27 protein-coding genes are annotated in these 24,633 nt (G+C 67.1%); 13 read left to right on the top strand and 14 right to left on the bottom strand.

The annotated features are described in order from the left end of the window. Positions 1-80: 80 nt before the first annotated feature. The 5 genes from ACU0DV_RS23165 to ACU0DV_RS23145 are packed head-to-tail and all read right to left on the bottom strand — an operon-like array spanning position 81 to position 5,021. Positions 81-1,193, bottom strand: coding sequence for a DmpA family aminopeptidase (locus tag ACU0DV_RS23165; RefSeq protein WP_446241012.1), 1,113 nt, complete (start codon positions 1,191-1,193; stop codon positions 81-83). Further along, complete coding sequence (locus tag ACU0DV_RS23160) at positions 1,190-2,008, bottom strand: ABC transporter permease (RefSeq protein ID WP_446241011.1); 819 nt, start codon at positions 2,006-2,008, stop codon at positions 1,190-1,192. The genes ACU0DV_RS23165 and ACU0DV_RS23160 overlap by 4 nt, the downstream gene beginning before the upstream one ends. Next, the gene (locus ACU0DV_RS23155; RefSeq protein ID WP_446241010.1) at positions 2,005-2,892 is read right to left on the bottom strand and encodes an ABC transporter permease; all 888 of its coding nucleotides are present in this window, start codon (positions 2,890-2,892) and stop codon (positions 2,005-2,007) included. Before ACU0DV_RS23155 ends, ACU0DV_RS23160 begins: the two co-directional genes overlap by 4 nt. Further along, positions 2,889-3,950: an ABC transporter ATP-binding protein gene (locus ACU0DV_RS23150; protein ID WP_446241009.1), complete on the bottom strand. Its 1,062-nt coding sequence runs from the start codon at positions 3,948-3,950 to the stop codon at positions 2,889-2,891. The genes ACU0DV_RS23155 and ACU0DV_RS23150 overlap by 4 nt, the downstream gene beginning before the upstream one ends. Before the next feature lie 48 nt (positions 3,951-3,998). Continuing rightward, entirely contained in the window at positions 3,999-5,021 is a 1,023-nt protein-coding gene (locus ACU0DV_RS23145) for an ABC transporter substrate-binding protein (RefSeq protein WP_370316283.1), read from the bottom strand. Positions 5,022-5,128: 107 nt separating this feature from the next. Between ACU0DV_RS23145 and ACU0DV_RS23140 the strand changes: the two genes are divergently transcribed. The 6 genes from ACU0DV_RS23140 to ACU0DV_RS23115 all read left to right on the top strand — a co-directional run bounded on the left by ACU0DV_RS23140 (position 5,129) and on the right by ACU0DV_RS23115 (position 11,094). After that, complete coding sequence (locus tag ACU0DV_RS23140) at positions 5,129-5,992, top strand: MurR/RpiR family transcriptional regulator (RefSeq protein WP_370312148.1); 864 nt, start codon at positions 5,129-5,131, stop codon at positions 5,990-5,992. 60 nt (positions 5,993-6,052) lie between these two features. After that, the gene (locus ACU0DV_RS23135) at positions 6,053-6,265 is read left to right on the top strand and encodes a recombinase family protein (RefSeq protein WP_446241008.1); all 213 of its coding nucleotides are present in this window, start codon (positions 6,053-6,055) and stop codon (positions 6,263-6,265) included. Between the two features lie 150 nt (positions 6,266-6,415). Further along, on the top strand, positions 6,416-7,459 hold the full coding sequence (locus ACU0DV_RS23130; protein WP_446241007.1) for a pyridoxal-phosphate dependent enzyme: 1,044 nt from the start codon (positions 6,416-6,418) through the stop codon (positions 7,457-7,459). Beyond that, positions 7,452-8,615, top strand: coding sequence for a M24 family metallopeptidase (locus tag ACU0DV_RS23125; RefSeq protein ID WP_446241006.1), 1,164 nt, complete (start codon positions 7,452-7,454; stop codon positions 8,613-8,615). The genes ACU0DV_RS23130 and ACU0DV_RS23125 overlap by 8 nt, the downstream gene beginning before the upstream one ends. After that, complete coding sequence (locus ACU0DV_RS23120) at positions 8,612-9,358, top strand: maleate cis-trans isomerase family protein (protein WP_446241005.1); 747 nt, start codon at positions 8,612-8,614, stop codon at positions 9,356-9,358. Before ACU0DV_RS23125 ends, ACU0DV_RS23120 begins: the two co-directional genes overlap by 4 nt. A gap of 143 nt (positions 9,359-9,501) precedes the next feature. Beyond that, a complete protein-coding gene (locus ACU0DV_RS23115; RefSeq protein ID WP_446241004.1) occupies positions 9,502-11,094 on the top strand; it encodes a tryptophan halogenase family protein in 1,593 nt (530 codons plus the stop codon). Positions 11,095-11,146: 52 nt separating this feature from the next. Here ACU0DV_RS23115 and ACU0DV_RS23110 read toward each other — a convergent pair whose 3' ends face one another. Both ACU0DV_RS23110 and ACU0DV_RS23105 read right to left on the bottom strand, forming a co-directional pair. After that, positions 11,147-11,851, bottom strand: a complete 705-nt coding sequence (locus ACU0DV_RS23110; protein WP_446241003.1) for a hypothetical protein — start codon at positions 11,849-11,851, stop codon at positions 11,147-11,149. A 7-nt stretch (positions 11,852-11,858) separates the two neighbouring features. After that, the gene (locus ACU0DV_RS23105; protein ID WP_100928105.1) at positions 11,859-12,095 is read right to left on the bottom strand and encodes a hypothetical protein; all 237 of its coding nucleotides are present in this window, start codon (positions 12,093-12,095) and stop codon (positions 11,859-11,861) included. A 184-nt stretch (positions 12,096-12,279) separates the two neighbouring features. On the opposite strand from ACU0DV_RS23105, the gene ACU0DV_RS23100 reads away from it, so the two are divergent. Beyond that, the gene (locus tag ACU0DV_RS23100) at positions 12,280-12,606 is read left to right on the top strand and encodes a hypothetical protein (RefSeq protein ID WP_446241002.1); all 327 of its coding nucleotides are present in this window, start codon (positions 12,280-12,282) and stop codon (positions 12,604-12,606) included. Between the two features lie 154 nt (positions 12,607-12,760). Here ACU0DV_RS23100 and ACU0DV_RS23095 read toward each other — a convergent pair whose 3' ends face one another. Genes ACU0DV_RS23095 through puuE form a run of 3 tightly spaced genes read right to left on the bottom strand, consistent with a single transcriptional unit; the run spans position 12,761 to position 15,497 of the window. Beyond that, positions 12,761-13,258, bottom strand: coding sequence for an ureidoglycolate lyase (locus ACU0DV_RS23095; protein WP_446241001.1), 498 nt, complete (start codon positions 13,256-13,258; stop codon positions 12,761-12,763). Further along, positions 13,255-14,088: a bifunctional allantoicase/(S)-ureidoglycine aminohydrolase gene (locus ACU0DV_RS23090; protein WP_283982162.1), complete on the bottom strand. Its 834-nt coding sequence runs from the start codon at positions 14,086-14,088 to the stop codon at positions 13,255-13,257. Before ACU0DV_RS23090 ends, ACU0DV_RS23095 begins: the two co-directional genes overlap by 4 nt. After that, a complete protein-coding gene (puuE, locus tag ACU0DV_RS23085) occupies positions 14,085-15,497 on the bottom strand; it encodes an allantoinase PuuE (RefSeq protein ID WP_446241000.1) in 1,413 nt (470 codons plus the stop codon). Before puuE ends, ACU0DV_RS23090 begins: the two co-directional genes overlap by 4 nt. Positions 15,498-15,578: 81 nt before the next feature. Here puuE and uraH point away from each other — a divergent pair, with 81 nt between their 5' ends. The 5 genes from uraH (at position 15,579) to ACU0DV_RS23060 (ending at position 19,307) form a co-directional block, all read left to right on the top strand. After that, positions 15,579-15,935 (top strand): hydroxyisourate hydrolase, encoded by a 357-nt coding sequence (gene uraH, locus ACU0DV_RS23080; RefSeq protein WP_100928100.1) that lies wholly within the window; start codon positions 15,579-15,581, stop codon positions 15,933-15,935. Positions 15,936-16,319: 384 nt separating this feature from the next. Next, a complete protein-coding gene (smpB, locus tag ACU0DV_RS23075) occupies positions 16,320-16,793 on the top strand; it encodes an SsrA-binding protein SmpB (RefSeq protein WP_100928099.1) in 474 nt (157 codons plus the stop codon). Between the two features lie 101 nt (positions 16,794-16,894). Beyond that, positions 16,895-17,179, top strand: coding sequence for a hypothetical protein (locus ACU0DV_RS23070; RefSeq protein ID WP_100928098.1), 285 nt, complete (start codon positions 16,895-16,897; stop codon positions 17,177-17,179). 92 nt (positions 17,180-17,271) lie between these two features. After that, complete coding sequence (sseA, locus tag ACU0DV_RS23065) at positions 17,272-18,123, top strand: 3-mercaptopyruvate sulfurtransferase (protein ID WP_100928097.1); 852 nt, start codon at positions 17,272-17,274, stop codon at positions 18,121-18,123. Next, positions 18,123-19,307, top strand: a complete 1,185-nt coding sequence (locus ACU0DV_RS23060; RefSeq protein WP_370312159.1) for an amino acid aminotransferase — start codon at positions 18,123-18,125, stop codon at positions 19,305-19,307. Before sseA ends, ACU0DV_RS23060 begins: the two co-directional genes overlap by 1 nt. Positions 19,308-19,388: 81 nt before the next feature. Here the strand turns inward: ACU0DV_RS23060 and ACU0DV_RS23055 are convergent, their stop codons facing one another. The 4 genes from ACU0DV_RS23055 to ACU0DV_RS23040 form a co-directional block, all read right to left on the bottom strand. Further along, the gene (locus tag ACU0DV_RS23055) at positions 19,389-19,724 is read right to left on the bottom strand and encodes a cupredoxin domain-containing protein (protein ID WP_283982165.1); all 336 of its coding nucleotides are present in this window, start codon (positions 19,722-19,724) and stop codon (positions 19,389-19,391) included. A 79-nt stretch (positions 19,725-19,803) separates the two neighbouring features. Continuing rightward, positions 19,804-20,160: an antibiotic biosynthesis monooxygenase family protein gene (locus tag ACU0DV_RS23050; RefSeq protein ID WP_100928094.1), complete on the bottom strand. Its 357-nt coding sequence runs from the start codon at positions 20,158-20,160 to the stop codon at positions 19,804-19,806. 135 nt (positions 20,161-20,295) lie between these two features. Further along, on the bottom strand, positions 20,296-21,213 hold the full coding sequence (locus ACU0DV_RS23045; RefSeq protein WP_283982166.1) for a glutaminase: 918 nt from the start codon (positions 21,211-21,213) through the stop codon (positions 20,296-20,298). Positions 21,214-21,277: 64 nt separating this feature from the next. Then, positions 21,278-24,451: an error-prone DNA polymerase gene (locus ACU0DV_RS23040; RefSeq protein ID WP_446240999.1), complete on the bottom strand. Its 3,174-nt coding sequence runs from the start codon at positions 24,449-24,451 to the stop codon at positions 21,278-21,280. On the opposite strand from ACU0DV_RS23040, the gene ACU0DV_RS23035 reads away from it, so the two are divergent. Continuing rightward, the coding region (locus tag ACU0DV_RS23035; protein ID WP_446273609.1) for a hypothetical protein at positions 24,423-24,633 on the top strand (211 nt) is incomplete at its 3' end. The two genes, ACU0DV_RS23040 and ACU0DV_RS23035, sit on opposite strands and share 29 nt — an antisense overlap.

Genomic DNA, 24,633 nt, shown 5'->3' with positions numbered 1-24,633 from the left:
CGAGTTCATTCCTTAGGGCCAGGGACACCGCCCCCCTTGGGATAGAGATGATCTGACCCACCGGCGCGCCGGGCCCGGGGTCAGGCGGGCTGGCGCATCAGTTTCATCATCCGCGCGGTATCGATGGCGCGGCAAATGCCCTTCGCAGGGCGGGCGAGGGGAACGTCTTCCGCGGCGCAGAGCGCATTGAGGACGGCCTCGTCCACTGCCTCGACCGCTGCCATGTAGACCGGGTCGAGCCGCTCGTCGTTGAGCGTGGTCATCTGCCGCCACGCGCCGGAAAGCTGCGGCAAGGGCATCTCGTTGGCCGTCGAGAAGGCGAGAAATATGTCGCCCGAGTTGTTGCCTCCAGGTGTGCCAGCGCGCCCGATCCCGATGGCAGCCCGGCGCGACAGCCGCTCTAGCTGCCCTGGAGACAGCGGCAGGTCGGTCGCCAGCACGACGATGATCGACCCGCGTTCGGTGATCATGCCGGGAATGCGGTCTTCAGGCATCTCGGGGCCGATCCGATGGCCGGCAACGGTCAGCCACGGGCGCATCCCGTGGTTCGCCTGGACCAGCGCGCCGACCGTGAAACCCGCGCCGTCGATGTCGAGCCGGCGCGAGGACGTGCCGGTGCCGCCCTTGAACTCGTAGCAGATCATGCCCGCGCCGCCGCCCGAGTTGCCCTCGCGCACAGGGCCGGTGGCGGCGGCGTCTATGGCCTGCCGCGCGAGAGCTTCGGTGACGTGCAGCCCGTTGATGTCGTTCAGAACGCCGTCGTAGGTCTCGGCCACGACGGGCATTGCCCAGATGTGGTTCGCTTCCCAGGTTGCGCCGTAAGTCTCGATCATCCAGCGGACTGCCGCTGTGTGGCATGGCCCGATGGCATGGGAATTCGAGATCAAGATCGGCCCGGCCAGCCAGCCGCCGTCACGCACCCAGTGCGCCCCGGTCATCTCGCCGTTGCCGTTGAGGCTGAACTGCCCGGCCCAGACGGGTTTGGGCTCGGCATCGCGTCCGCGCGGCAGGATCGCGGTGACGCCGGTCTGCACCTGAATGCCCCGTGTCGCCAAGCTTGGATCGCGCGACGAGAGCAGCTCTGCCGCGCCGACTTCGATCCCCGGCACGTCGGTGATGGCGTTGAGCGGCCCGGGCGTTCCGGGCAGCGGCACTCCCAGCGCGCGGGCGCGGGGTTTGGTCTTGCAGGTCATTTCTGGCGTCTCGATCGGAAGTAGAGGCCCGCCGCCGCGATCGCGAGCGTGAACAGCAGCATCAGCGTGGCAATGGCGTTGATCTCTGGCTTGATGCCGCGGCGGAGCATCCCCCAGATGTGGATCGGCAGCGTGGTGTTGCCGGTGCCGGCGATGAAATAGGTGATCACCAGATCATCCATCGAGATGATGAAGGCCAGCAGCCACCCCCCGAGGATGCCGGGAGCGATGCCCGGCAGCGTCACCTTGCGGAAGGTCTGCGCCGGGGTGGCGCCGAGGTCCGCCGAGGCTTCCTCGACCGAGGTGTCGAATGCCGCGAGCCGGGCCGAGACGGTGACGAAGACATAGGAGATGAGGAAGGTGGACTGCCCGATGATGATCGTCATCATCGACAGGTTCATGCCGATGGTGATGAAGAAGATCAGCAGCGCAATGCCCAGCACGATGTCCGGCATAATCATCGGCACCATCATCAGCGTGCGGTAGAACCGCGCCAGCCGAAAGCGGTAGCGCGCCACGCCGAGGGCAAGCGCCGTGCCGAACACCGTCGAAAGCGCCGAGGTCGAGAGCGCGACGATGAGGCTGGTCTTCACCGACGCGTAGAGCTGTGCGGTGCTGTCGATGTAGCTGGCGCTATCGGTGACGGTGGTCTCCATCCCGAAGATCTGGCGATACCAGTCGAGGGTGAAGCCGTCCCAGATGAGCATGTTCACGGTGTTGGCATTGAACGAGTAGATCACCACCAGCAGGATCGGTGCGTAGACGAAGGCAAAGAACAACATCCCGTAGAGGGAGAGCAGTCGGCGCAGGCTCATTGTGCGGCCTCCCCGTTGCGGGCCAGGCGCAGCTGGACGACCAGCAGGCAGAGCACCGCCGCCATCACCATCATCGCCAGTGCCGAGCCGAAGGGCCAGTTGCGGGCCGACAGGAACTGCTGCTCGATCAGGTTGCCGATCATCAACACCTTTGCTCCGCCCAGCACGGAAGGCACGATGAAATTGCCGAGCGCCGGGATGAAGGTGATGATCGATCCGCCCACGATGCCGGGCAGGGTCGCGGGCAAGACCACCTTGAAGAAGGTTTGAAGCCGCGTGGCCCCAAGATCTGCCGACGCCTCGATCTGCGCCATGTCGAGCTTTTCGATGGAGCCGTAGAGCGGGAGGAACATGAAGGGGATAAAGACGTAGGTCATGCCGAGGATCACCGCGAAATCGGTATAGAGAAACTCGACCGGCTCGGACGTCAGTCCTGCACCCATCAGCCCCTGGTTCAGGAATCCGGTGGGTCTCAGGATCAGCACCCATGCAAAGAGCCGCACGATGAGGCTGACGAAGAAGGGCAGGGTGACGAGGAAGATCGCGAAATCGCGCAGACCCGGGCGCATCCGGCTGATCCAGAAGGCGGCGGGATAGCTGATGACAAGGCTCGCCAGCACGGTCAGCGCCGCGAGTTTCAGCGAGCGCAGGAAGATCGCGATGTACACCGGGTCGAAGCGGTCGTAGCGGGTGTCAGCCCAGCCGAGAATGCGCCCGAAATTGAGATGGCTGAAGGTCCAGTCGACCCCACCGTAAAGACCGGGGGTCAGGAAACTGTAAATCAGCATGATCAGCAGCGGACACATGAAGAAGACGAGCAGGAACAGCGTCGGCAGACCCAGCAGGCCAATGAGCTGCATCAGTTTGCGTCGTGCGAGGGTCATGGTGCGACCTCGTCGATGATGTGCAGACCCTCGGCGGCGGCGTAAAGCGTCATCTGCGCGCCAGGTGCGGGCAGGCTCTGGCCGGTACGCAGCAGGGCGCGGATCTCGCCGAAGGCGGGGGCGTGCAGCACTACCTGATGGTCGGTGCCGGTGTAGAAGGTCTCGCGCAGGGTGCCGGTCAGGCTAAGCGATGGCCCGGCGGGGGCGGTCAGCGACAGCGCCTCAGGACGCAGCAGCAATGTGGCCGAACCCGGGGGGCTGGAAGCGGAGAAGGTCTGGCCGTCGGCAAGTTGCGCGGTCCGCCCGTCACATCGTACAGGCAAAAGATTGCTTTCGCCGACGAAATCGGCGGTGAAAAGGTTCGCCGGGCGCTGGTAAAGCTCGGTCGGTGCACCGATCTGCTGAATGCGGCCATGCGCAAGAACCGCAATGCGGTCGGACATGGTCAGCGCTTCCTCCTGATCATGGGTCACGAAGATGAAGCCGATGCCCAGTTCACGCTGCAGCGCCTTCAGCTCCTGCTGCATCTTCTGGCGCAGGTTCTTGTCGAGCGCCGAAAGCGGCTCGTCGAGCAGCAGCAGCTTCGGCTTTGCCGCCAACGCCCGGGCCAGCGCGACGCGTTGTTGCTGGCCGCCGGACAGCTGCGAGATGCTCCGCTTGTCCAGTCCCGATAGACCCACGAGGTCGAGCATCTCGCCGACCCGGGTCCGGATCTCGCGCTTGTCCTTCCCGGCGATCTCGAGCGCGTAGCCGACGTTGCGCCCGACGCTCATATGGCCGAAGAGCGCATAGCGCTGAAACACGGTGTTCACGGGCCGGCGGTGCGCAGGTTTCTGCGTGACCGCCTGTCCGTCGATCACGACATCGCCGGCGTCGAGGCTCTCGAAGCCATTGATGGTGCGCAGTAGCGTGGTCTTGCCGCAGCCCGAGGGGCCGAGCAGCGTGACGAACTCGGAGCTTGCAAGCCGCAGTGAAATTCCGTCGAGAGCGGTCAGCGTGCTGCCTTCCGGAGTACGGAACGCCTTGCGGGCGTCGATGATGTCTAGGGCAGAGGGCATGGTCGTCCAATCAGGTTCGCCGGCGGGCGTTGCCCGCCGGACAATGGGTCACTGGGAGGTTTTGATCCGCGTCCACTCGGCATTGTAGAGTTGCAGATCGCGACCGAGATCCTTGAAGATTTCCAGCTTTTCCAACACGTCCTGCGGGGGATAGATCGTCTCGTTCGCACCGATCTCGGCGGGGATGAGCTCTTGCGCGGGCATGTTCGGCGTGCCGTTCATCTGCTGCTCCACGTTCATTGCGGCGATCTCCGGACGCAGGTAAAACTCCATGAATTTTTTCGCGTTCTCGGGGTTCGGTGCCGAGGCGAGCAGACACATGTCTTCCTGATAGAGCGTCGCGCCTTCCTCGGGGATGATGTAGTCGATGGTATCGGGGTTCTCGGCGACAAAGATGTTGGCGCCGACATACCAATGCGCCGCCGCTACATCGCCGGAGATGACCTGCGGCACGCTGTCATAAGTGAACGCGGTAACGCCCTCGATGTTGTCGATGATGTAGTCAGCGGCGCCGGCAATCTTGTCCGGTTCGGTCGCGTTGACCGAATTGCCTGTCATGATGAGGCCGATGCCGATGGTTTCGCGCAGATCGTCAAGCAGGGTGATTTTCTTGCCTTCGGCACCGAGGGCAAAGAAGTCTTCCCAGCCTTTGATGTCGCCGGCCAATTCCTTGTTGTAGACGATGCCGACGTTGCCCCAAGCGTAGGGCAGGCAGTATTCCGCGTCGGGATCGGTCTCGGCGCGGACAAACTGCGGGTCGATGTTCTCGAAACCGGGGGCTTCGCCGATGTCGGTCTTCGCCAGCAGCCCGAGCTGGAACATGATGTCGTGCATATGCACCGACGGAAAAACGATGTCGTAGCCCGTTGCACCGGCCTGGATCTTGGCCAGCATCTCCTCGTTGGAGCCGTAGGTGTCGAGCGTCACCTCGATGCCGGTCTCCTCGGTAAATGCTTCGAGCACTGCCGGGTTGATGTAGTCGCCCCAATTGTAAAGCGACAGAGTCTCCTGTGCCATCGCCGCCATCGGGGACAGTATCAGCGCAGTCGTGGCAAGGTGGATCGGTTTCATGTTCAGGCTCCCTGTGCAGTTTTCGCAGTATTCTTGTTGCAGTCGAAAAATGGTTGGCTACTGTCATTTCCGTCAAATGTTATTTTTCTGTCATGTGGAGAATGCTCATGCCCAACGGCTTTTCCTCGTATGCCGAGGCCTCAATTGATGAACTAATGAGCAAGATGGAGGCCGGCCTGTCTGATCTGCCCAAGCAAGAGGCGAAGGTGGCGCAGTATTTTCTGCTTAACCGTGCATCGATCTCTTTCGAGTCGGGCAAGGGGATCGCGCAGAAGGCCGGAGTGGCCGAGATCACCGTGGGCCGGATGCTGCGCCGCTTCGGCTGCGCGGGGCTCAAGGAGTTCAAGGCGATGCTGCGGCACCGCTACTCTATCATCGGCGAGAGCCTGCCTCGGGACACAGAACTGTCAAGCGACTGGCAGGCCCAGAGGGATGCCGAACTGCTGGCCGTCAGCACGGTTTACGGAAAGATCGACAGCCCCGGATTCGCGGCGGCGGAGCGGTATCTGCGCCAGTCGGCCGAGGTGCACGTGACGGGCTTTCAGACCGTGCGTGGGCTGGCCGAGGACGTTGCCCGCCGCTTGGCGCTGGCGCGGCCGCGGGTGCGGTTCCTGTCGGGGCATGACAGCATGCTTTCGGAATGGCTCGATCCGCTGCCTGAGGGGGGCAGCTGTTTGCTGATCATCGACGTGATCCCCTATGCTTCCGAATGCGAGACGCTGGCACGCATTGCCCGCGATCAGGGCCGCGACGTGGTAGTGGTAACGGACGAATATTGCCACTGGGCGCACGATGTGACCGACGCGGTGATCAACACGCCGTCGAAGACCGGGCTGTTCCTCGAATCGACACTTGGCATCACCGCCGCGACAAGCCTTCTGATCCATGCCACCGCCAGCGGGTCGGGCACCGATCTGGCCCGCCGCATGGGCGACTGGAAGCGATTGTCACGTCAAATGCGGATCTTCTGAGCGGCGATGCGGTAGGCTTGGTCTGTTGGGCTTCGGGTAAGCCGCGATGGGTTCGGCATATTGAGCCTCGGACTGGACACCACCACAGCCACCGGGAAGCTCATGCTGAATGTCCTTGGGTCAGTGGCCCAGTTCGAACGGAAAATGATGCTTGAGAGGCAGCGTGAGGGCATCCGGAAGGTCAGGTCTGCCGGACGATACAAGGGTCGTCAGCCTAACGCCCGGCGCCTCTCAGGGCGTGCACAGGAGCTCCTGAAGGAAGGCCTGAGCTAGCGGAAGATCGCAGCGGAACCCGGCATCTCCGAAAGGTCCGTATGCCGGATTTGCTGAAGTCAGGAACTCGCCATTGTCCATCGCTGCGGTTGCGCTGTTGGCGCGGGGTGCCCATGATCGGGGGCAAGTCACCGTGGAAGGGACCTGCCTTTGCCTGAAGTTCTGACAAACCCGTGGCGCGGCAGCGGGTTCGGCCCGGCGGATGTCCTGCCGCTGGCCGATGCCGCCGGTGTTGCGCAGCTTCTGACCTCCTGTCCCCGGCATGCGGAGACGCCCTTGCACGACGTGACCGAGCTGGCCGCCCGTGTCGGAGTGGCGCGGGTCTGGGTCAAGGATGAGCGGGGGCGCATGGGGCTGGGCAGCTTCAAGGCGCTGGGGGCAGCCCATGCCATCGCGCGGGAGGCGGTGACCGCGGGCTCCGAGGATCTGCAGAAGGCGCTGATGGGCCGGACCTACGTGGCGGCGAGCGCGGGGAATCATGGTCTCTCTGTCGCGGCCGGTGCAAGGGTGTTCGGGGCGCGGGCGGTGATCGTGCTGGCCGAGACCGTGCCGGAGGCCTTTGCCGAACGGCTGCGTGACCGCGGCGCCGAGGTCCTGCGCGCCGGGATCGATTACGAGGCCAGCATGATGGCGGCAGAGCAGAGCGCGGCGGAAAAGGGCTGGACGCTGCTGTCGGACAGTTCGTGGGAAGGCTACACCGGGCTGCCGCTGCGGGTCATGGAAGGCTACCTCCAGCTTGCGGCGGAGGCCGTGGCGCAGATGCCGGAGCCGCCGACCCATATCCTCTTGCAGGCCGGTGTGGGCGGGTTGGCGGCGGCCGTGGCGGCCCATGCGCGCAACGCCTGGGGCGACGGACCGCAGATCATCGTCGTGGAACCGGCCTATGCCCCGGCCCTGACGGAGAGCATCCGGGCAGGCAAATTGGTCACCGCGAACGGGCCTGTCTCTGCCATGGGGCGGCTCGACTGCAAGACACCGTCGATGATTGCGCTGGCCGGGTTGTCGCGCGATGCGGACGCTTTCGTGACGATCACCGAGGAGGAGGCGGATGCCGGAGTCACGGTGCTGGCGGACCTCGGCCTGGCGACGACGCCGTCGGGCGGTGCGGGGCTGGCGGCGCTGATCGCGGGGCTGGACCTGGGACCCGATGCGCGCGTGCTGACCATCCTCAGCGAAGGGCCGGAGGATGGCTGACAGGTCGCTGGTCTTCGACGCGGCGGAGTACCGGGGCCGCGTTGCGCGTTTGCAGACGGCGATGGCCGCGCAGGGGATCGACGCGCTGCTGCTGACCGCTGAGGCGGACATCTTCTATGTCACCGGTTTCCTGACCCGCTTCTGGGAGAGCCCGGCGCGGCCATGGTTCGTCGTGGTGCCCGCGGATGGCAATCCGGTGGCGGTGATCCCCTCCATCGGGGCGGACCTGATGGCGCGCACGTGGATGGAGGACATCCGGACGTGGGACGCGCCCTGTCCCGGAGACGACGGGGTTTCGCTTTTGACGGCGACCCTGTGTGACCTCCTGCCGGAAACCGGACGGATCGGCGTGCCCATGGGGCTGGAAACGCACCTGCGGATGCCGCTCACGGATTACGCGCGGGTGTCGGCGGCCATCGCACCGCGCCGCTTCGTCGACGGGACGGAGGTCGTGCAGCGGGTGCGGGAGGTCAAGAGCGCGGCGGAGGTCGAGAAGATCCGTGCCAGTTGTGCCATTGCCGGACGCGCCTTCGACCGGGTGCCGGAGATTTCCGGACAGGGGCGGCCGCTCGACGCGGTGTTCCGCGACTTCCAGCGGCTGCTGCTGGAGGAGGGCGCCGACTGGGTGAGCTATGTCGCGGGCGCGGCGGGGCCGGACGGGTATGCCGACGTGATCTCGCCTGCCGGGCCCGAGCCGATGGTGCAGGGCGACGTGCTGATGCTGGACACGGGCGCGGTGCGTGACGGCTACTTCTGCGATTTCGACAGGAATTATGCGGTGGGCGCGCCCTCCGATGCAGTGCGGCGGGTGCATGAGGCGCTGTGGCAGGCGACGGAGGATGCGCTGGACCGGCTGCGGCCGGGGATGCTGGCAAGCGACGCGCACCGGATCCTGTCGGACGGGCTGACGGCGCGCGGGGTGGCACCGGGCGGTGGGCGTCTGGGTCACGGACTGGGCGTGACGCTGACGGAGTGGCCTTCGTTCACGCCGCTGGACGACACCCCATTGCGCGAAGACATGGTCCTGACGCTGGAACCGGGCGCATGGGTCGCGCCGGGTCGGATGCTGGTGCACGAGGAGAACATCGTGCTGCGCGCGGACGGGCCGGAGCTGCTGTCACCTCGCGCGCCCGAAGAGCTGCCGGTGCTGACATGAGGGGCTTTCCCTACGATCTGGACGAGCCGCCGCGCGGTGTGCTGGGCCTGATCTCGCTGCACGTGGATGAGACGGTGGAGGCCGATCTGCGCTGCTACCTGCCCGCGACGGGGGCCAAGCTGCACGTCACGCGGCTGCGATCCGGCGACACGCTGACACCGGGCAGCATCGCAGGCATGAAGGTGGGGCTGACCGCCGCGGCGCAGCTTCTGCCCCCCGCGGCGCACTTCGACGTGATCGCCTATGCCTGCACCTCCGGCACGGCGCTGTTGGGGGCGGAGGAGGTGCACGGACAGGTCGCGGCTGGCGCCACGACCGCCGCGGTGACCGACCCGCTGACGGCGGGGCTGGCGGCCATGCATGCGCTGGGGCTGAAGCGGATCGGCGTGGTCTCACCCTACGTGGCGGACGTGTCGGAGCCGCTATGCGCCGCCTTCGACGTGGGCGGCGTGGCGGTGACGCGGACCTTGTCCTTCGGCGAAGAGGAGGAGGCGCGGGTGGCGCGGATTGCGCCTGCCTCGATCGCGGCGGCGGCGCGCGAGGTGGCGCGGGGCGGCGGCATCGACGGGCTTTTCCTGTCCTGCACGAACCTGCGTACGGCCGACCTCCTGGGGCCGTTGACGGCGGAACTGGGTCTGCCGGTACTCGCCTCCAACCAGGTGCTTGCGTGGCACATGCTGAAACTGGCGGGCCTCCCCGCGCCGGATACGCTGCCGCTGCCGGACGGCCTTCGACAGGGGTGATCGGCTACGGGCGCGGCGCGGGTCCCGGCATCAGGTCTTGTGGCCTTTGGGATACGCGCGCTGCGGATGTGCCCCCTCGTGCTGGCGCGGGGCCCCGGCGGCTGTATTCTGTCGCTCCACATAACATCTGCGGGATGCACAGCATGGCGGAGCCGGTCACATCGATCACTGTTGTCGGGGGCGGCACGGCCGGTTGGCTGGCAGCAACCTACCTGCGCAGCAAGTGCGCTCCGAAGATCGCGATCACGCTGATCGAATCGCCCAACGTGCCGACCGTCGGCGTGGGCGAGGCGACGGTGCCGCACATGCCGGTGACGCTGCGCGAGATGGGGATCGACGACCAGGAGTTCTTCCGGTGCTGCAACACGTCCTTCAAGATGGGCGTGATGTTCCGCGGCTGGAACGTCGATCACAAGGGGCGGCCCTTCGACTACATGAACCCCTTCGCGCCGCCGCCGAAGATCGATGGGGTCGAGGTCGGGCATTACTTCCAGGCGTTCGGCGCGGGCCGGCGGGATTACATCCAGTCGTTTTCGCCGCTGATGGACCTGCTCGACGCGGGCAAGGGCCCGCTGTCCTTCAACGCGGCGAACGACCCGATGCCCCGGGCGGGCTACGCCTATCACCTCGACGCGGGCGCCTTTGCGAAGATGCTGGCGGAGGTCGGCGTGGCGCGCGGGGTGGAGCATGTGCTGGACGACGTGGACGGGGTCGAACTGGATGACACGGGCCATGTCGCGGCGCTGAAGCTGCGGGAAACGGGGCGGCGGCCCGTGCAGCTTGTCATCGACTGCACCGGCTTCAAGGGGCTGGTGATCCGCGAGGCGCTGGGGGAACCGTTCGAGAACTACTCCGATTACCTCGCCAACGACCGGGCCATGGCGCTGCCGATCCCGCATCCGGATCCGGAAAGGCTGCCCGCGGCCACGTCCTCCACCGCGCTTGGCGCCGGGTGGAGCTGGGCCGTGCCGCTCTACCACCGGATCGGGACGGGCTATGTCTATTCCAGTGCGCACCGGACCGACGATGCCGCACGGGACGAGTTCCTGGCGCACCTGGGCGACCGCGCGCCGAAGGGGTCGGAGCCGCGGGTGATCCCCATGCGCATCGGGCGGATGCGGCGGGCCTGGGTGAAGAACTGCATCGCGCTCGGTCTGTCCGGCGGCTTTATCGAGCCGCTGGAATCGACCGCGATCCACATGATCGACATGGGGATCCGCTGGCTGCTGCAGTACTTCCCCAGCCAGGATTACGAGGAATCGACGCGCGCCGCCTACAACCGCTGCGCTGACGAGATGTACAACGAGGTGCGCGATTTCATCTGCCTGCACTACCGGCTCGGCAACCGGACGGACACGGACTACTGGCGCGATGCGCGCGGGCTGAAGATCTCGGACCGGCTGGAGGGCTGGCTGGACCTCTGGCAGCGGCAACTGCCGGTGGAGATGGATATCGGCCGGGCGAACCTCTTCGATCACAACACCTTCCAGGCGGTGCTTCTGGGCAAGCGGGTCTACGAGAACGGCTGGGGCGCGGCGCGCTTGAACCGTTCCTTCGCCCTGTCCGAGAAACGCTGGAAAGGGTTCCTGCGCGACAGTGCGGCGCGGAACATGGCGGTCGTGAAGGTGAAGGCCGATCACCGCCGCGCGCTGCGGGTGCTGCGCGGAGAGGCTAAGGACGGCGCGGTGACGCGGCAGACGCTGGGGGTGGTGGCCGACGAGGCCGTGCTGTTCTGACTGTCCCGAAGGGGGCGGCGCAAAGCCCCGCCCTACATCGGGTTGCGCCCGGTCAGACCATCTCGATCACGCCCTTGTCGATGGCGAGGACGTAACCGCGGCGTGCGATGTTCTTGACCAGCAGTTCCGACACGATCTGGTTGCCCAGCCCGTCGCGCAGCCGCTTGATGCGGGTGGCGCCGGCGGCTTCCTCGCAGTCGGCCTCCGACTTGCCGGAGATCACCGCCTCGATCTGCGCGCCGGTCAGCATCTCGTCGTCGAGCCGCGCCTCCGCCAGGACAGCGAGCGTCTCCATCATCGCGTCGGTCAGCTTGAAGCCCATGGTGTTGAGGTAGACCGTCCGCTCCTCGCGCGAGATGATGAGCGACGAGACCTCGATCCCCGACCGTTCGATCTGGGCCATGCGGCGGTTGAGCGTGACCAGCATCACGAGGAACACGAGCGCCGCCACCAGAAGCGCCGTGGCGAAGATCAAGAGGACGAAGATGATCGTGCGGTAGCTGGCCAGCACGTCGGAAAAGGCCGTGCCCGACTGTGCCAGGATCTCCAGCAGCTTGATCTCGCCCTCGCCGGTCAGTGCGTCGTTCTCGACGAAGATCCGCTCCACCCGCGCGTTGAAGGCGTTGGCGTCGGGCAGGGTGAGGATCAGCAGCGCCCCCGTCACGGCCAGGATCGCGACGATGGCCGCGATGCCGAGTGAGACGAGGCGGCTGCCGGAACGCAGGCTTTCGGAAACGGAGACGGCAAGAGGCGGCATCGTGGCTTTATCCGGAGGTGGTTCCAAGGATCTTGAGCAGGATCCACCCCTGTGCGGCAAGCCGGGTGCGGACCTCGCGTTCGACCTGCGCGTCAGACTCGCAGGCGTCAATGACGATCGTACCATGGTCAAGCCGCAGGGGGTCGTCCTGCTTTGCCTTGTATTCCACCGAACAGGCGGCAGAGGCCAGAGCGGGCGTGAGGAGGGCTATGGCCGCAAGGGCCGGGGCGAGGATGCGTTTCATGCCTGTCACCCTGCGCCCGGTCCCGGGGAAATTCAATAACCACAAGGGTCTGGGCGGGCGGTTATCCGATAGCGGCGCGGCGTTATTGCGCGGCCCGGCAGGGGGCGGGCAGCGTGGCTGTACGAGGTTTCCCCGCCCCGGGGGCGCCACACCCACCTTGCCATGCGAAGAAAGGAATTTTCCAATGCGTCTGAAATTCGTGACCTCCATCGTCGCCGTCGGTGCGCTGATCGCCGCCCTCTCCACCGCCACCCCCGCTGCCGCGCGCAACAACGACGGCGCCAAAGTGCTGTTCGGAACGGCGGCGACGCTGCTCCTCCTCAACGAGTTGGCCAAGCAGAACAACAAGGGCCACAAGCCGCGCGCCTACATCCAGACCGACCGCTCGCCGCGCTACGATCGCGGACATCGCGACGGCCGCTACGACCGTGGGCCGAGCCGCCATCACCGTTATTACCAGCAACGCAACGGTGGTCGCCAGTACTGGGACCGCCGCCACCACCGTCACTGATCCTGAATGGCCGGAGCTTCGCGCGGGGCGCGATCCCCTCTCGACCGCGAGGCTCCGTTGTCGGGCAGTCCCCCCATCCTGTCCCGGGGGGCATGGGGCGCGCAGGTCGCACCCCCTGGAAAAGGGCCCTTGGCGGGGCCCTTTTCGCGTGGTGTTACATGGGGGCGGGAGCAATCAGGACGGGCTGGTCCAGCCAGTGTTCCTGAAGGTTCGGCGTCTCGCCGATGCGGTCCACCACGGCGAAGAGGCCGGGCGCGTGCAGCGGCGTCAGGACGCCATGCCACGTGCCGCGGTGAAAGTTCACGCCCTGCCCGGCAGAGGCGAGGAAGGCGTGGATCGGTCCCGGCACATCCCCGGCCTCTGCCACGATCACCAGCCAGGGATGGCTGTGCATCGGCAGGAAGGCCTGCGAACCTTCCGGGTGACGTTCCACCATCTCCAGTTTGTAGGGCAGGGTGCGCGGTTCGGCGTCGAAGACCGAGACGCCCGCCCGTCCCCCGGGGCCGAAGTCCAGCGCGGCGCGGTCGTGGAAGCGGCCGCATTTGCCCTGATTGATGACCTTGTCCGGCGCGCCCTGCGCCTCCAGCACGTCGCCGAAAGGGGCGAAGGCCTGAGAGGTCAGCGGGTGTGCGTGGATGGTCGGCAGGGTCATGGCCGGGCTCCGGGCAGGGTGAGGCTGACGTGGCGGTTCACGTCCTTGTAGAGCAGGTAGCGGAACGGCTCCTTCCCGGTGGCGACGCAGGCCTGCGGGCAGAAGGCGCGCAGCCACATGAAATCGCCCGGCCCGACCTCCACCCAGTCGCGGTTCAGCAGGTAGCGGGCGGTGCCCTGAAGGACGTAAAGCCCGTGTTCCATCACGTGGGTCTCGGCAAAGGGAATGCGCCCGCCGGGACAGAAGTTCACGATGTTGACGTGGAAGTCGTAGCGCAGGTCGAAAGGATCGAAGAAGCGCTGCGTTTCCCACACGCCCACGGCATCGGGCATCGCCGCCTTGCTGATCTCCGTCTCGTGGACGACGAAGGGGGTCAGCGGGTTGAGACTCGGCACGTTCTGGTGGCGCTTGCGGATCCAGTGGAAGCCCGCCGGTGCGTCCGAGGTGTTCCAGATCTCCCAATGCGCGCCTGCGGGAATGTAGGCGAAGTGACCCGGTTGCAGGTCCTCCCGCGCCCCTCCGATGGAGATGCGCAGCGTCCCGAAGGCGACGAAGATCGCGGCCTGCGCCTCCCTGTCGGGTTCGGGATCGGCAGAGCCGCCGCCGGGCGCCAGTTCCACGGCATACTGCGCGAAGGTTTCGGCGAAGCCGGTCAGCGGGCGGGCAAGGATCCAGACCTTCGCCAGAAGCCAGTCCGGCAGGAAGCTGGTGGTGATGTCGCGTTGCGTGACGGCGGGGATCACCGCGTAGGCTTCGGTGAAGACGGCGGTGCCCTGCGGGTTGATGTTCTGCCCCGGCAACCCGCCGGGAGGGAAGGCGTAGGTGGTCAAATCAGGCTCTCCAGCCGGAGGCGGGCAATGCGTTCGACCTGGCGGCACGCTTCGTCAAACTCCTGTTCATGAGTGTTGTCGATGCGGCGCTGGAAGGCGGCGAGGATGCTTTGCTTGCTGTTGTCCTTGACCGCGATGATGAACGGAAACCCTTGTTTTTCCGTATACGCGGTGTTCAGCGCCTCGAAGGTGCTGCGCTCTTCGTCGGTCAGCGCGTCGAGCCCGGCCGAGGCCTGCTCCTCCGAGCTTTCGGCGGTCAGGCGGCGGGCCTGTGCCAGCTTGCCCGCAAGGTCGGGGTGGGCGCGCAGCACCTGCAGGCGTTCCTCGGGCGTGGCGCGGCGGAAGGCCCGGGCCAGCGCGTTCGCCAGGCCCGCCGGACGGTCGTGGGCGGCCCCCAGCTCCATGTCGAAGGCGCGTTCGGCAACCCACGGGGAATGCTCGTAAATTCCACCGAAGGTGCCGACGAAGGTCGCGCGGTCCATCTGTGATGGGCGCGGACGGTGGACCGGCGGATGGGTCTCGGCCCAGTGGCGCGCGATGTCGATGCGGCGGGGGACCCAAACGTCGTCGAACTGCTGGATGTGGTCGAGGAAGCGCATCAGACCGGCGATCTTGCCCGGGCGCCCGATCAGGCGGCAGTGCAGGCCGATGCTCATCATCGCGGGCTTGCCGGCGTGGCCCTCGGCGCGCAGCACGTTGAAGGCGTCGGTCAGGTATTCCTCGAAATCGTGGCCGGTGACCCAGCCCGGCGCGCCCGCGAACCGCATGTCATTGGCTTCGAGCGTGTAGGGAATGATCAGCTGATCGCGCCCGTGGACCTGTTTCCAGTAGGGCAGATCGTCATCGTAGGTGTCTGAAATATAGGCGAATTGCCCGGTCTCCGCGACAAGCTCGACGGTGTTCATGGAGCAGCGCCCGGTGTACCAGCCCTGCGGCGCCTCGCCGGTGACTTCGGTGTGCAGGCGGATGGCCTCGGCGATCTGGGCGCGCTCTTCCTCGGGGGGCATGTCGCGGTGTTCGATCCACTTCAGCCCGTGCGAGGCGATCTCCCATCCGGCGTCCTTCATCGCCTCCACCTGCTCGGGCGAGCGGGCGAGGGCAGAGGCCACGCCGTAGATGGTAAGCGGCAGATTTCGCTGGGTAAAAAGCCGGTGCAGCCGCCAGAAGCCGGCGCGCGCTCCGTATTCGTAGATCGACTCCATGTTCCAGTGCCGCATGCCCGGCCAGGGCTGCGCGCCGGGGATGTCGGAGAGGAAGCCTTCGGACCCTCCGTCTCCATGCAAGACGTTGTTTTCGCCGCCTTCTTCGTAGTTCAGGACGAATTGCACGGCGATCTTCGCACCGCCCGGCCAGCGGGCGTCGGGGCGGTCGGGGCCGTAACCGATCATGTCTCGGGTGTAGCGGGTCATCTTGACGGGACCTTCGGAATGTCTTGCAGTCCCCCTCAGAAGCGCCAAACCGGCGGGATTTGCAAGAGGAGGGCCCGAGATATGGCCGAAGGGTTCCTGACAACCCACGTTCTGGACACGGCGCGCGGGCTGCCCGCCAAGGGCGTCGCGATCACCCTATATCGTATCGAGGGCAAGGAGCGCCACGAGATCTGCCGTGTCGTGACCAATGACGACGGGCGCACCGACAGTCACATCCTGCCCAAGGAGGATTTCCGCACCGGCACCTACGAACTGGTTTTCGAAGCCGGTGCCTATCTGCGCGCCACCGGGCAGGCAGGGGCGGAACCGCTGTTTCTGGACGAGGTGCCGATCCGTTTCGGCATGTCGGAGGACACGCATTACCACGTCCCGCTGCTGATCTCGCCCTTCGCCTTCTCGACCTACCGGGGGAGCTGAGGGCCCCGAGTCGGGTGTGAAGATCCGTTAAGGTTCATGCAGCGCGCGCCCGGGTTGACGGAGCGCGCGCTTCCCACATCTGGGGCCCCGGCGGGGGCGTTCCGCAAGGATTTCACCCGATCTTCACCAAGATGAAGTTCCGTTACCGACGAACCGGCCGTTTCGGGGTGCCGAACCGGCCGGTTGGTAACCTTTTGCCCCGGATCACGGCGATGTGTGGTTAACGACGCGGATTTTCCTGCCCGATGGTCTGGCGCGGGACGCCGTGACAGGGACCGTACCACGGCGCATGGGCGCACCGGCCAGCCCGGGGCAGAGAGGCCATGGCGAGGCGCGCATCACGCAACTGGACAGCGGCGCCGCGGACGCCTATCTACAACGCCCATGGCCAAGAAACCCGACCAGAGTCCGAACTACAAGGTGATCGCCGAGAACCGGCGGGCGCGGTACGATTATGCCATCGAGGACGACCTCGAGTGCGGCATCATGCTGACCGGCTCGGAGGTGAAGTCGCTGCGCGAGAACACCTCCAACATCGCGGAGAGCTATGCCGCGGTGGAGGAGGGCGAACTGTGGCTGGTGAACTCCTACATCGCGCCCTACGAGCGCGCGATGTTCGGGCACGAGGAGCGGCGGCGGCGCAAGCTCTTGGCGTCGAAGCGGGAACTGGCGCGCCTGTGGAACGAGACCCAGCGCAAGGGCATGACGCTTGTGCCGCTGGTCCTGTATTTCAACCACAAGGGTATCGCGAAGATCAAGATCGGCATCGCAAAGGGCAAGAAGACCGTCGACAAGCGCGAGACCGAGGCGAAACGCGACTGGAACCGCCAGAAGCAGCGGCTGCTGAAGCAGGGCTGACCTGACGCCGGATGACCAAGCGTCAACTTTTGTGCTTTTTCCTTAAACTGACATGGGATCGCTTTACGTAAACCTGAACATAACGTGTCAGGATGGATCGTATGGCGCTCTTGATCGGTTTGTTTGCGGGGGTTCTGGGTGGGATTCTGCTTGGCCTCAGGGCCGGGCATCTCAGTTTCGGGCGATGGCCGGACGGATGGTTCGGATTGCTCGGCGGTGCGCTGGGCAGCTCTGTCCTGAACCGCATCGGCGCGCCGGAGGACAGCGGCGGCGTGGATCTTGCGATGGTGCTGGGCCAGAGTTCCGGCGGACTGGCCGGGGGCGCGGTGCTGGTGGCCGTTGCGGGGGCGGTGCGCAATGCCGCGAAGAAGGAAAACCAGAAGTAATGCGCGCCGCGGCGCCCAGCCGCTTGCATGACGTCGCGGGCTTGCCTAAGCACGTGTGGACGAAAACGGCGGGGCGAGGAGGCGCGCAAGCCATGGACGATCCGAAAGTGCTGGTGTCGACGGAATGGCTGGCCCGGCATCTGAACGATCCCGACCTGAGGGTCCTCGACGCCAGCTGGTATCTGCCGGACATGGGCCGCGACGGTAAGGCCGAATACGCCGCCGCGCATATCCCCGGCGCGCGCTACTTCGACATCGACGAGGTTTCGGATGCGCGTTCGGAGCTGCCGCACATGGCGCCGGAGCCGGAGAAGTTCATGTCGCGGATGCGGGCCATGGGCGTTGGCGACGGGCACCAGGTGGTGGTCTACGACGGCGCCGGGCTGTTTTCCGCGGCGCGGGTCTGGTGGCTGTTCAAGCTGATGGGCAAGGACGACATCGCTGTGCTGGACGGCGGTTTCCCGAAGTGGCAGGCCGAGGGCCGCGAGGTCGAGGACCTGCCGCCGGTGATCCGCGACCGCCACATGACGGTGCGCCGCCAGGCCCATCTGGTGCGCGACGTGACGCAGGTCAGCGCGGCGGCAAAGCTGAAGGACCACGAGATCGTCGATGCCCGCGGCCCGGCCCGTTTCCGCGGCGAGGCGGCAGAGCCGCGCGCCGGTCTGCGGTCCGGCCATATTCCGGGCTCGAAGAACGTGCATTATGCCACCCTGCTGACGTCCGACGGCACGATGAAGGACCCCGACGCGCTGCGCGCGGTGTTCGAGGCGGCAGGCGTCGACCTGTCGAAGCCGGTCATCACCTCCTGCGGATCGGGCGTGACGGCGGCGATTGTGAACCTTGCGCTGGAGGTGCTCGGGAAGAGCGACCATGCGCTTTATGACGGGTCGTGGGCGGAATGGGGTGCCTTTCCGACGCTGCCCGTCGCGACCGGAGAGAAGTGATGTTCGAACTGCTGAAAGAGCAACCCGCAGACAAGATCCTGATGCTGATGCAGGCGTTCCGCGAGGACCCGCGCGAGCAGAAGATCGACCTGGGCGTCGGTGTCTACAAGGACGCCGAGGGCCGCACGCCGATCATGCGCGCGATCAAGACCGCCGAGAAGCAGCTTTGGGAGACCGAGACCACGAAGTCCTACACCGGGCTGGCCGGTGACGTGGGCTTTGCCGACGCGATGTTCGGCCTGCTGATGGGCGACGCGGTGCCGCGCAACTGCGTGGCGGCGGCGGCGACGCCGGGCGGCACGGGCGCGGTGCGTCAGGGCTTCGACATGATCCGCATGGCGGACCGCGAGGCGCGTGTGTTCGTCAGCGATCCGTCCTGGCCGAACCACATCACCATGCTGAAGCATCTCGAGATGCACATGCAGCCCTACCGGTATTTCGATTCCGAGACCCGGGCGGTGGATTTCGCCGGCATGATGGAAGACCTCGCCGATGCACGGGTGGGCGACGTGGTGCTGCTGCATGGCTGCTGCCACAACCCGACCGGCGCGAACCTGAACGCGACCCAGTGGCAGGAGGTCATCGACCTGCTGCTGAAGAACGGCGCGACCCCGATGATCGACATCGCCTACCAGGGCTTCGGTGACGGTCTGGACGAGGACGCGGCCGGTCTGCGCATGGTCGTGTCGCAGATGCCCGAGGTGCTGGTGGCGGCCTCGTGCTCCAAGAACTTCGGGGTGTACCGCGAACGCACCGGCCTGTTGATGGCCGTTGCGCAGGACCCTGTGCGGCAGAAGGCCAACCAGGGGATGCTGAACCACCTCAACCGGCAGAACTTCTCGTTCCCGCCGGACCACGGGGCGCGGCTGGTGACGATGGTGCTGGACGATCCGGCGCTGCGGGCCGACTGGGAAGAGGAAGTGCGCGAGATCCGCGAGGGCGTCCTGGGCCTGCGCGAACAGCTGGCCGCCGAACTGCAGCGGCTGACCGGGTCGGACCGCTTCGGCTTCATCGCGCAGCACCGCGGCATGTTCTCGCGGCTCGGCGCCACGCCGGAGCAGGTGGAGGCGATGCGCCAGTCGCACGGCGTCTACATGGTCGGCGATTCGCGGATCAACGTGGCGGGCCTGAACGCAAAGACCGTGCCGGTCCTCGCCGAGGCGATGGTGGCCGCCGGGGTCTGACGGGCCTTCATTGGCGAAGGAAAGCGGGGGGCCGGCATATGCCGCGCCCCCCGTGTCGTTTTCGGCGCAGGGCCCGGCCCGTCATTCGACGGTGATCGTGCCCTTCATCGAGGGATGGATCGCGCAGACGTAGGCGAAGGTGCCGGCGGTGTCGAAGGTGACGTCCTTGCTGTCGCCCCGGTTCAGGCGGCCGGTGTCCCAGCCGTCGCCGGTGGCGGTGTGCGGGGCGCCGTCCTCGTTCATGAAGGTGACGGTGGTCCCGGCCTTGACCGTCAGGGCGGCGGGCGCGAAGGCCATGCCCGACATGGTGACGGCGGCGCCGCTGTGGCTGGCGGCGCTCGCAGTCAGCGCGGAGACGGGTAGAAGGGTGAGGCCGGCCCCGATGCGGAGCACGGCACGGCGGTCAAACGTGGTCATGTGAAAAGTCCTTTGAAATGCGAAAATGCATCTCCAGTTCACACGGCTCCCTGCCGCCCGCCACACATTTCATGCGCGATCACGCAGCCGTGTGGTCGTGCGCGGCCTTGCTGTCCACGGGCGCCTCGGCGCGTTCGGTCATGCCGTAGTCGCGCAGCACATGCGCCACGCGCAGGCGGTAGTCGGCAAAGATGCCCTTGCGCCCGGCGGATTGCGCGGCGCGGTGCTTTTCCAGCTGGCGCCAGCGTTCGACCGCGGCCTCGTCCTCGAAGAAGCTGATCGACAGGAGCTTTTCGGGGTTGGTCAGTGACTGGAAGCGTTCGACCGAGATGAAGCCTTCGACCTGTTCGACGAGCGGCCGCATCGAGGCGGCGATGTCGAGGTAGGCGTCCTTCTTGCCCTCGGCGGGGGTCACTTCGAAGATGATGGCGATCATTGGTCTGTCCCGTGCGATGTCGCGCCCAGTGTCAGGAAGGTTCGCTCTGCGCGCAAGGTGAACTTGCGGGGCTGTGCGAAACGGCGGGGCGGGCGGCCCTGCCGAAGACAGGCCAGCCGCCCGGAGGGCCGAGGGTCAGCCGAAGACCGACCAGCCCATGTGGTGCGCCAGCCGTTCGGCGGCGTGGCTGCCCATCCTCGAATTGCCGTAGCCGTCGAGGCCGGGCGACCAGATCGCGATGGAGGCCTGGCCCGGTGCGATCAGCAGGATGCCCCCGCCGACGCCGGACTTGGCGGGCAGGCCCACGCGGAAGGCGAAGTCGCCCGATCCGTCGTAGTGGCCGCACATCATCATCAGGGCGCTGATCCGCCGCGCCTTGAGCGGGGTCAGCATCCGCGGCGCGCCGGGCAGCTGCGCGATGACGCGGCCCGCGCGGGCGAGCTGTTCGCAGGTCATCTCGATCGCGCACTGGTGGACGTAGGTGCCCAGCGTGATCTCGGGCGGGTTGCGCAGGTTGTCGCAGGATTTCAGGTAGTGCGCGAGGGCGGCGTTGCGGTGTCCGGTGGCGGCCTCGGACCGGGCGACGGCCTTGTCGATGTGGATGTCGTCGTCCTCGGCGGCGGCGCGCAGGAAGCCCAGGATCTCGGCCAGCGTCTCTTTCGGCGCGCGGCCGGTCAGCAGCTCGTCCGTGGTGACCAGCGCGCCGGCGTTGATGAAGGGATTGCGCGGGCGGCCGTTCTCGTGCTCGAGCGCGAGGATCGAGTCGAAGCGCTGGCCGGAGGGTTCGCGCCCGACCCGCGTCCAGATCTGTTCGCCGATCCGCCCGAGCACGCAGGCGAGCGAGAAGACCTTCGACACCGACTGGATGGAGAACCGCTGGCGCGCCTGCCCGGCAGAGACCATCCCGCCCCCCGGGAGCGCCACGGCGATGCCGAACTGCGCGGGGTCGATGCGCCCGAGCTCCGGGATGTAGTCGGCCACCTGTCCCCAGTCGCCCTGCGCGCGGATGTCGAGGTCGAGGTCGGTCAGGAATGTCTTCAGGGCATCTGTCACGTGGGTCCGTCCTTTGCCGGGGGCCCGCCCAGCCAAGCGCGCCGGGGCCGTGGCGTCAACGGGGCTAGCGGTCCTCGGTGCGGCCCTTGCGGCTTTCCCAGGTGCGCGTGACCGGAGAGGGCAGGTCCCGCGGGTGCCGTCCGCGCGCCGCCGCCAGTTGTTCCCGCGCGTCGCGGGAGTGTTCGGGAGCGGGTTTGGCCGGGCCGGTGATGGGGCCGGAAAGGGGGCCGGTGATCGGGCCGGGCGGGCGCCCGTCGGGCGGCGTCAGGATGTGCCTGAGCAACGCCACGGGATGCGCGCGCAGCGACAGGCGCATGGCGACGTAATCCTCCACCACCTCCTCGCCCTCGGTCATGCGGGGCAGGTCGGCCATGACCTCGCGGATCGCCTCGCCCTCCATGTCGCGGGCGAAGAGCGGCAGGTCGGGGCCGCGGTGCAGCGCCTGGGCCTCCCACAGCGCCTCGCGGCGGTTGAGCCCGATGCTGGCAAAGGCGTCGGCCTCCGCGAGGCGGCCCAGCACCTTGGGCGACAGCCCCGCCCGCCGCCAGACGTCGCGCACGGTGCGGTAGCCGTTGCCGCGGGCGCGGGCGATCCACTGGGCGTCGTCCTCGCCCAGCCCCTTGATCTGGCGGAAGCCCAGCCGCAGCGCCAGCCCGCCGCGCCCGTCGGGTTCCAGCGCGTTGTCCCAGTAGCTGGCGTTGATGTCGATGGGCCGCACGGTGACGCCGTGTTCGCGGGCGTCGCGCACGATCTGGGCGGGGGCGTAGAAGCCCATCGGCTGGGAGTTCAGCAGCGCGCAGGCGAAGACCGCGGGGTGGTGGCACTTCAGCCACGCCGAGGCATAGACCAGCAGCGCGAAGCTGGCGGCGTGGCTTTCGGGGAAGCCGTACGACCCGAACCCCTCGATCTGCGAGAAGCAGCGCTCGGCGAATTCCTCGTCGTAGCCGTTGTCGCGCATCCCCTTCAGGAACCGCGTGCGGAATTCGCTGACCGAGCCGTGCTTCTTGAAGGTGGCGAGGGACCGGCGCAGGCGGTCGGCCTCTGTCGGGGTGAAGTTCGCGCCGGTGATCGCGATCTGCATCGCCTGTTCCTGGAACAGCGGCACCCCCAGCGTCTTGCCCAGCACCTCCCCCAGCGCGTCGGAGGGGAAGCTCACCCGCTCCTCGCCGTTGCGGCGGCGGATGTAGGGGTGGACCATGTCGCCCTGTATCGGGCCGGGCCGGATGATCGCCACCTCGATCACGAGGTCGTAGAAGTTGCGCGGCCGCATCCGGGGCAGGAAATTCATCTGCGCCCGGCTTTCCACCTGGAAGACGCCGAGGCTGTCGGCCTTGCAGAGCATGTCGTAGACCTCCGGGTCCTCGGGCGGCAGGGTGGCCAGCGTATGCGTGGTGCCGTGGTGCGCCTTGAGCAGGTCGAAGGCCTTGCGGATGCAGGTCAGCATCCCGAGGCTGAGCACGTCGATCTTCAGGATGCCGAGCGCGTCGATGTCGTCCTTGTCCCAGCAGATCACCGTGCGCCCCTCCATCGTGGCGTTCTCGATCGGCACCAGTTCGTCCAGCCGCCCCTCCGTCACGATGAAGCCGCCGACGTGCTGGGAGAGGTGCCGCGGGAAGCCGATGATCTCGTGGATCAGCTCCATCGTCAGCTGCAGGCGGCGGTCGGTCGGATCGAGGCCGATCTCGCGCATCCGCTTCTCCTCCATCCCGGAGGTGGAGAAGAACCCCCAGAGCTGGGAGGAGAGCGCGCCCAGCGTGTCCTCGCTGAGGCCCATGGCGCGCCCGACCTCGCGGATGGCGCGCTTGCCGCGGTAATGGATGACCGTGGCGCAGAGGCCCGCGCGGTGGCGGCCGTAGCGTTCGTAGATGTGCTGGATCACCTCCTCGCGGCGCTCGTGCTCGAAGTCGACGTCGATGTCGGGCGGCTCGTCCCGGGCCTCCGACACGAATCGCTCGAAGACCATGGTGCCGATCTCGGGGCTGACGGAGGTCACGCCGAGGCAGTAGCAGGTGATCGAATTGGCCGCCGAGCCGCGCCCCTGGCAGAGGATGCCGCGCTCGCGGGCGAAGGCCACGATGTCGCGGACGGTGAGGAAATAGGGCTCGTACTTCAGCTTCGCGATGAGGGCGAGTTCGTGGTCGAGCTGGGCGCGGGCCTTGTCGGGGGCGCCCTGCGGGTAACGCCAGGCCAGCCCCTCGTGCGCGAGGCGGGAGAGCCGCTGGCTGGCGGTCTCGCTCCCGGTGATCTCGGAGGGGTATTCGTAGCGCAGGGAGGCGATGTCGAAGGTGCAGCGCCGCGCCAGCTCTGCCGCGCGGGTGACGGCATCGGCGTGGGGGCCGAGCAGGCGGCGCATCTCCTCGCCGGAGCGCAGGCGCTGCTCCGCGTTGGCCAGGGCGTGACGGCCCAGCCGGTCGACCCGCTGGCGGGTGCGGATGGCGGTCAGCACGTCGGCCAGGCGGCGGCGGCGGCCATGGTGCATCATCGGCTGTGCGGTGGCGACGGTGTCGATGCCCAGCCGCGCCGCCAGCCGGGCCAGCGCATCGAACCGCCGGGCATCCTGCCCGTCGTAGCGGGGCGCCAGCGCGAGGTGCAGGCCCCCGGGCGACAGGGCTGCGCCGTCCGGCGGGGCGACCGGGCCATGCGGCGCGGCGGCCACGTCCATACCGCCGGAGGGGGCGGAGGAAGCCCGGGCAAGGCGGCGCGACAGCTGTTCCGCTTGTGACTGCCACCCGCCCGCGCCGCCCGTCACCACGGGGACGCGTGGCGGATGGAGAATGGCCTCCCACCCGCCCATGTCCTCGGGCAGGTCGGCCAGGGAAAGGTCGCAACGGCCCTTTTCGGCCCGCTGCCGCCCGACGGAGATCACCCGGCAGAGATCCGCCCAGCCCTGCCGGGAAGTGACCAGCACCGTCATCTCGATCCCCTCGCGGAACACCAGCCGCGCGCCGGGAATCACCCGCGGCACCGTGTCGACCGGCGCCCGGGGCGGCGCTGGGACCCCCGGCGGCGCGGGCGGACCGATCAGCCCGTCGCGGGCGACGATCTCCTCCCGCTCGCGGATCTGGTAAGCGATCTCCTTCGCCTCGCTGTGGGCCCGCACGATCCCCGCGACGGAGTTCTCGTCGCATATGGCAATCGCCTCGATGCCGAGAAAGGCGGCACGTTCCACGTACTCCTCCGGATGCGAGGCACCGGTGAGGAAGCTGAAGTTGGACGTGATGCAGAGCTCGGCGAACATGCCGGCCAGATTAGTTCATGTTTTGTTCTTTTTGGAGTCGATACCCGCTGTCCTGTCATTCAGCCTGCCGGACCCGGCCCGGGGCCGGAAAGCAGGTATTTGGACCAAGATGAAGGACATGGCGCGCTTTCCCCTTCATCTTGGCGCAAATACCTTGGGGGGTGCGGGGGGCAAAGCCCCCC

Source organism: Sagittula sp., assembly GCF_052825245.1.
The sequence above is the reverse complement of the archived record's forward strand: the minus strand, read 5'-3'. Positions and strand labels throughout refer to the sequence as shown.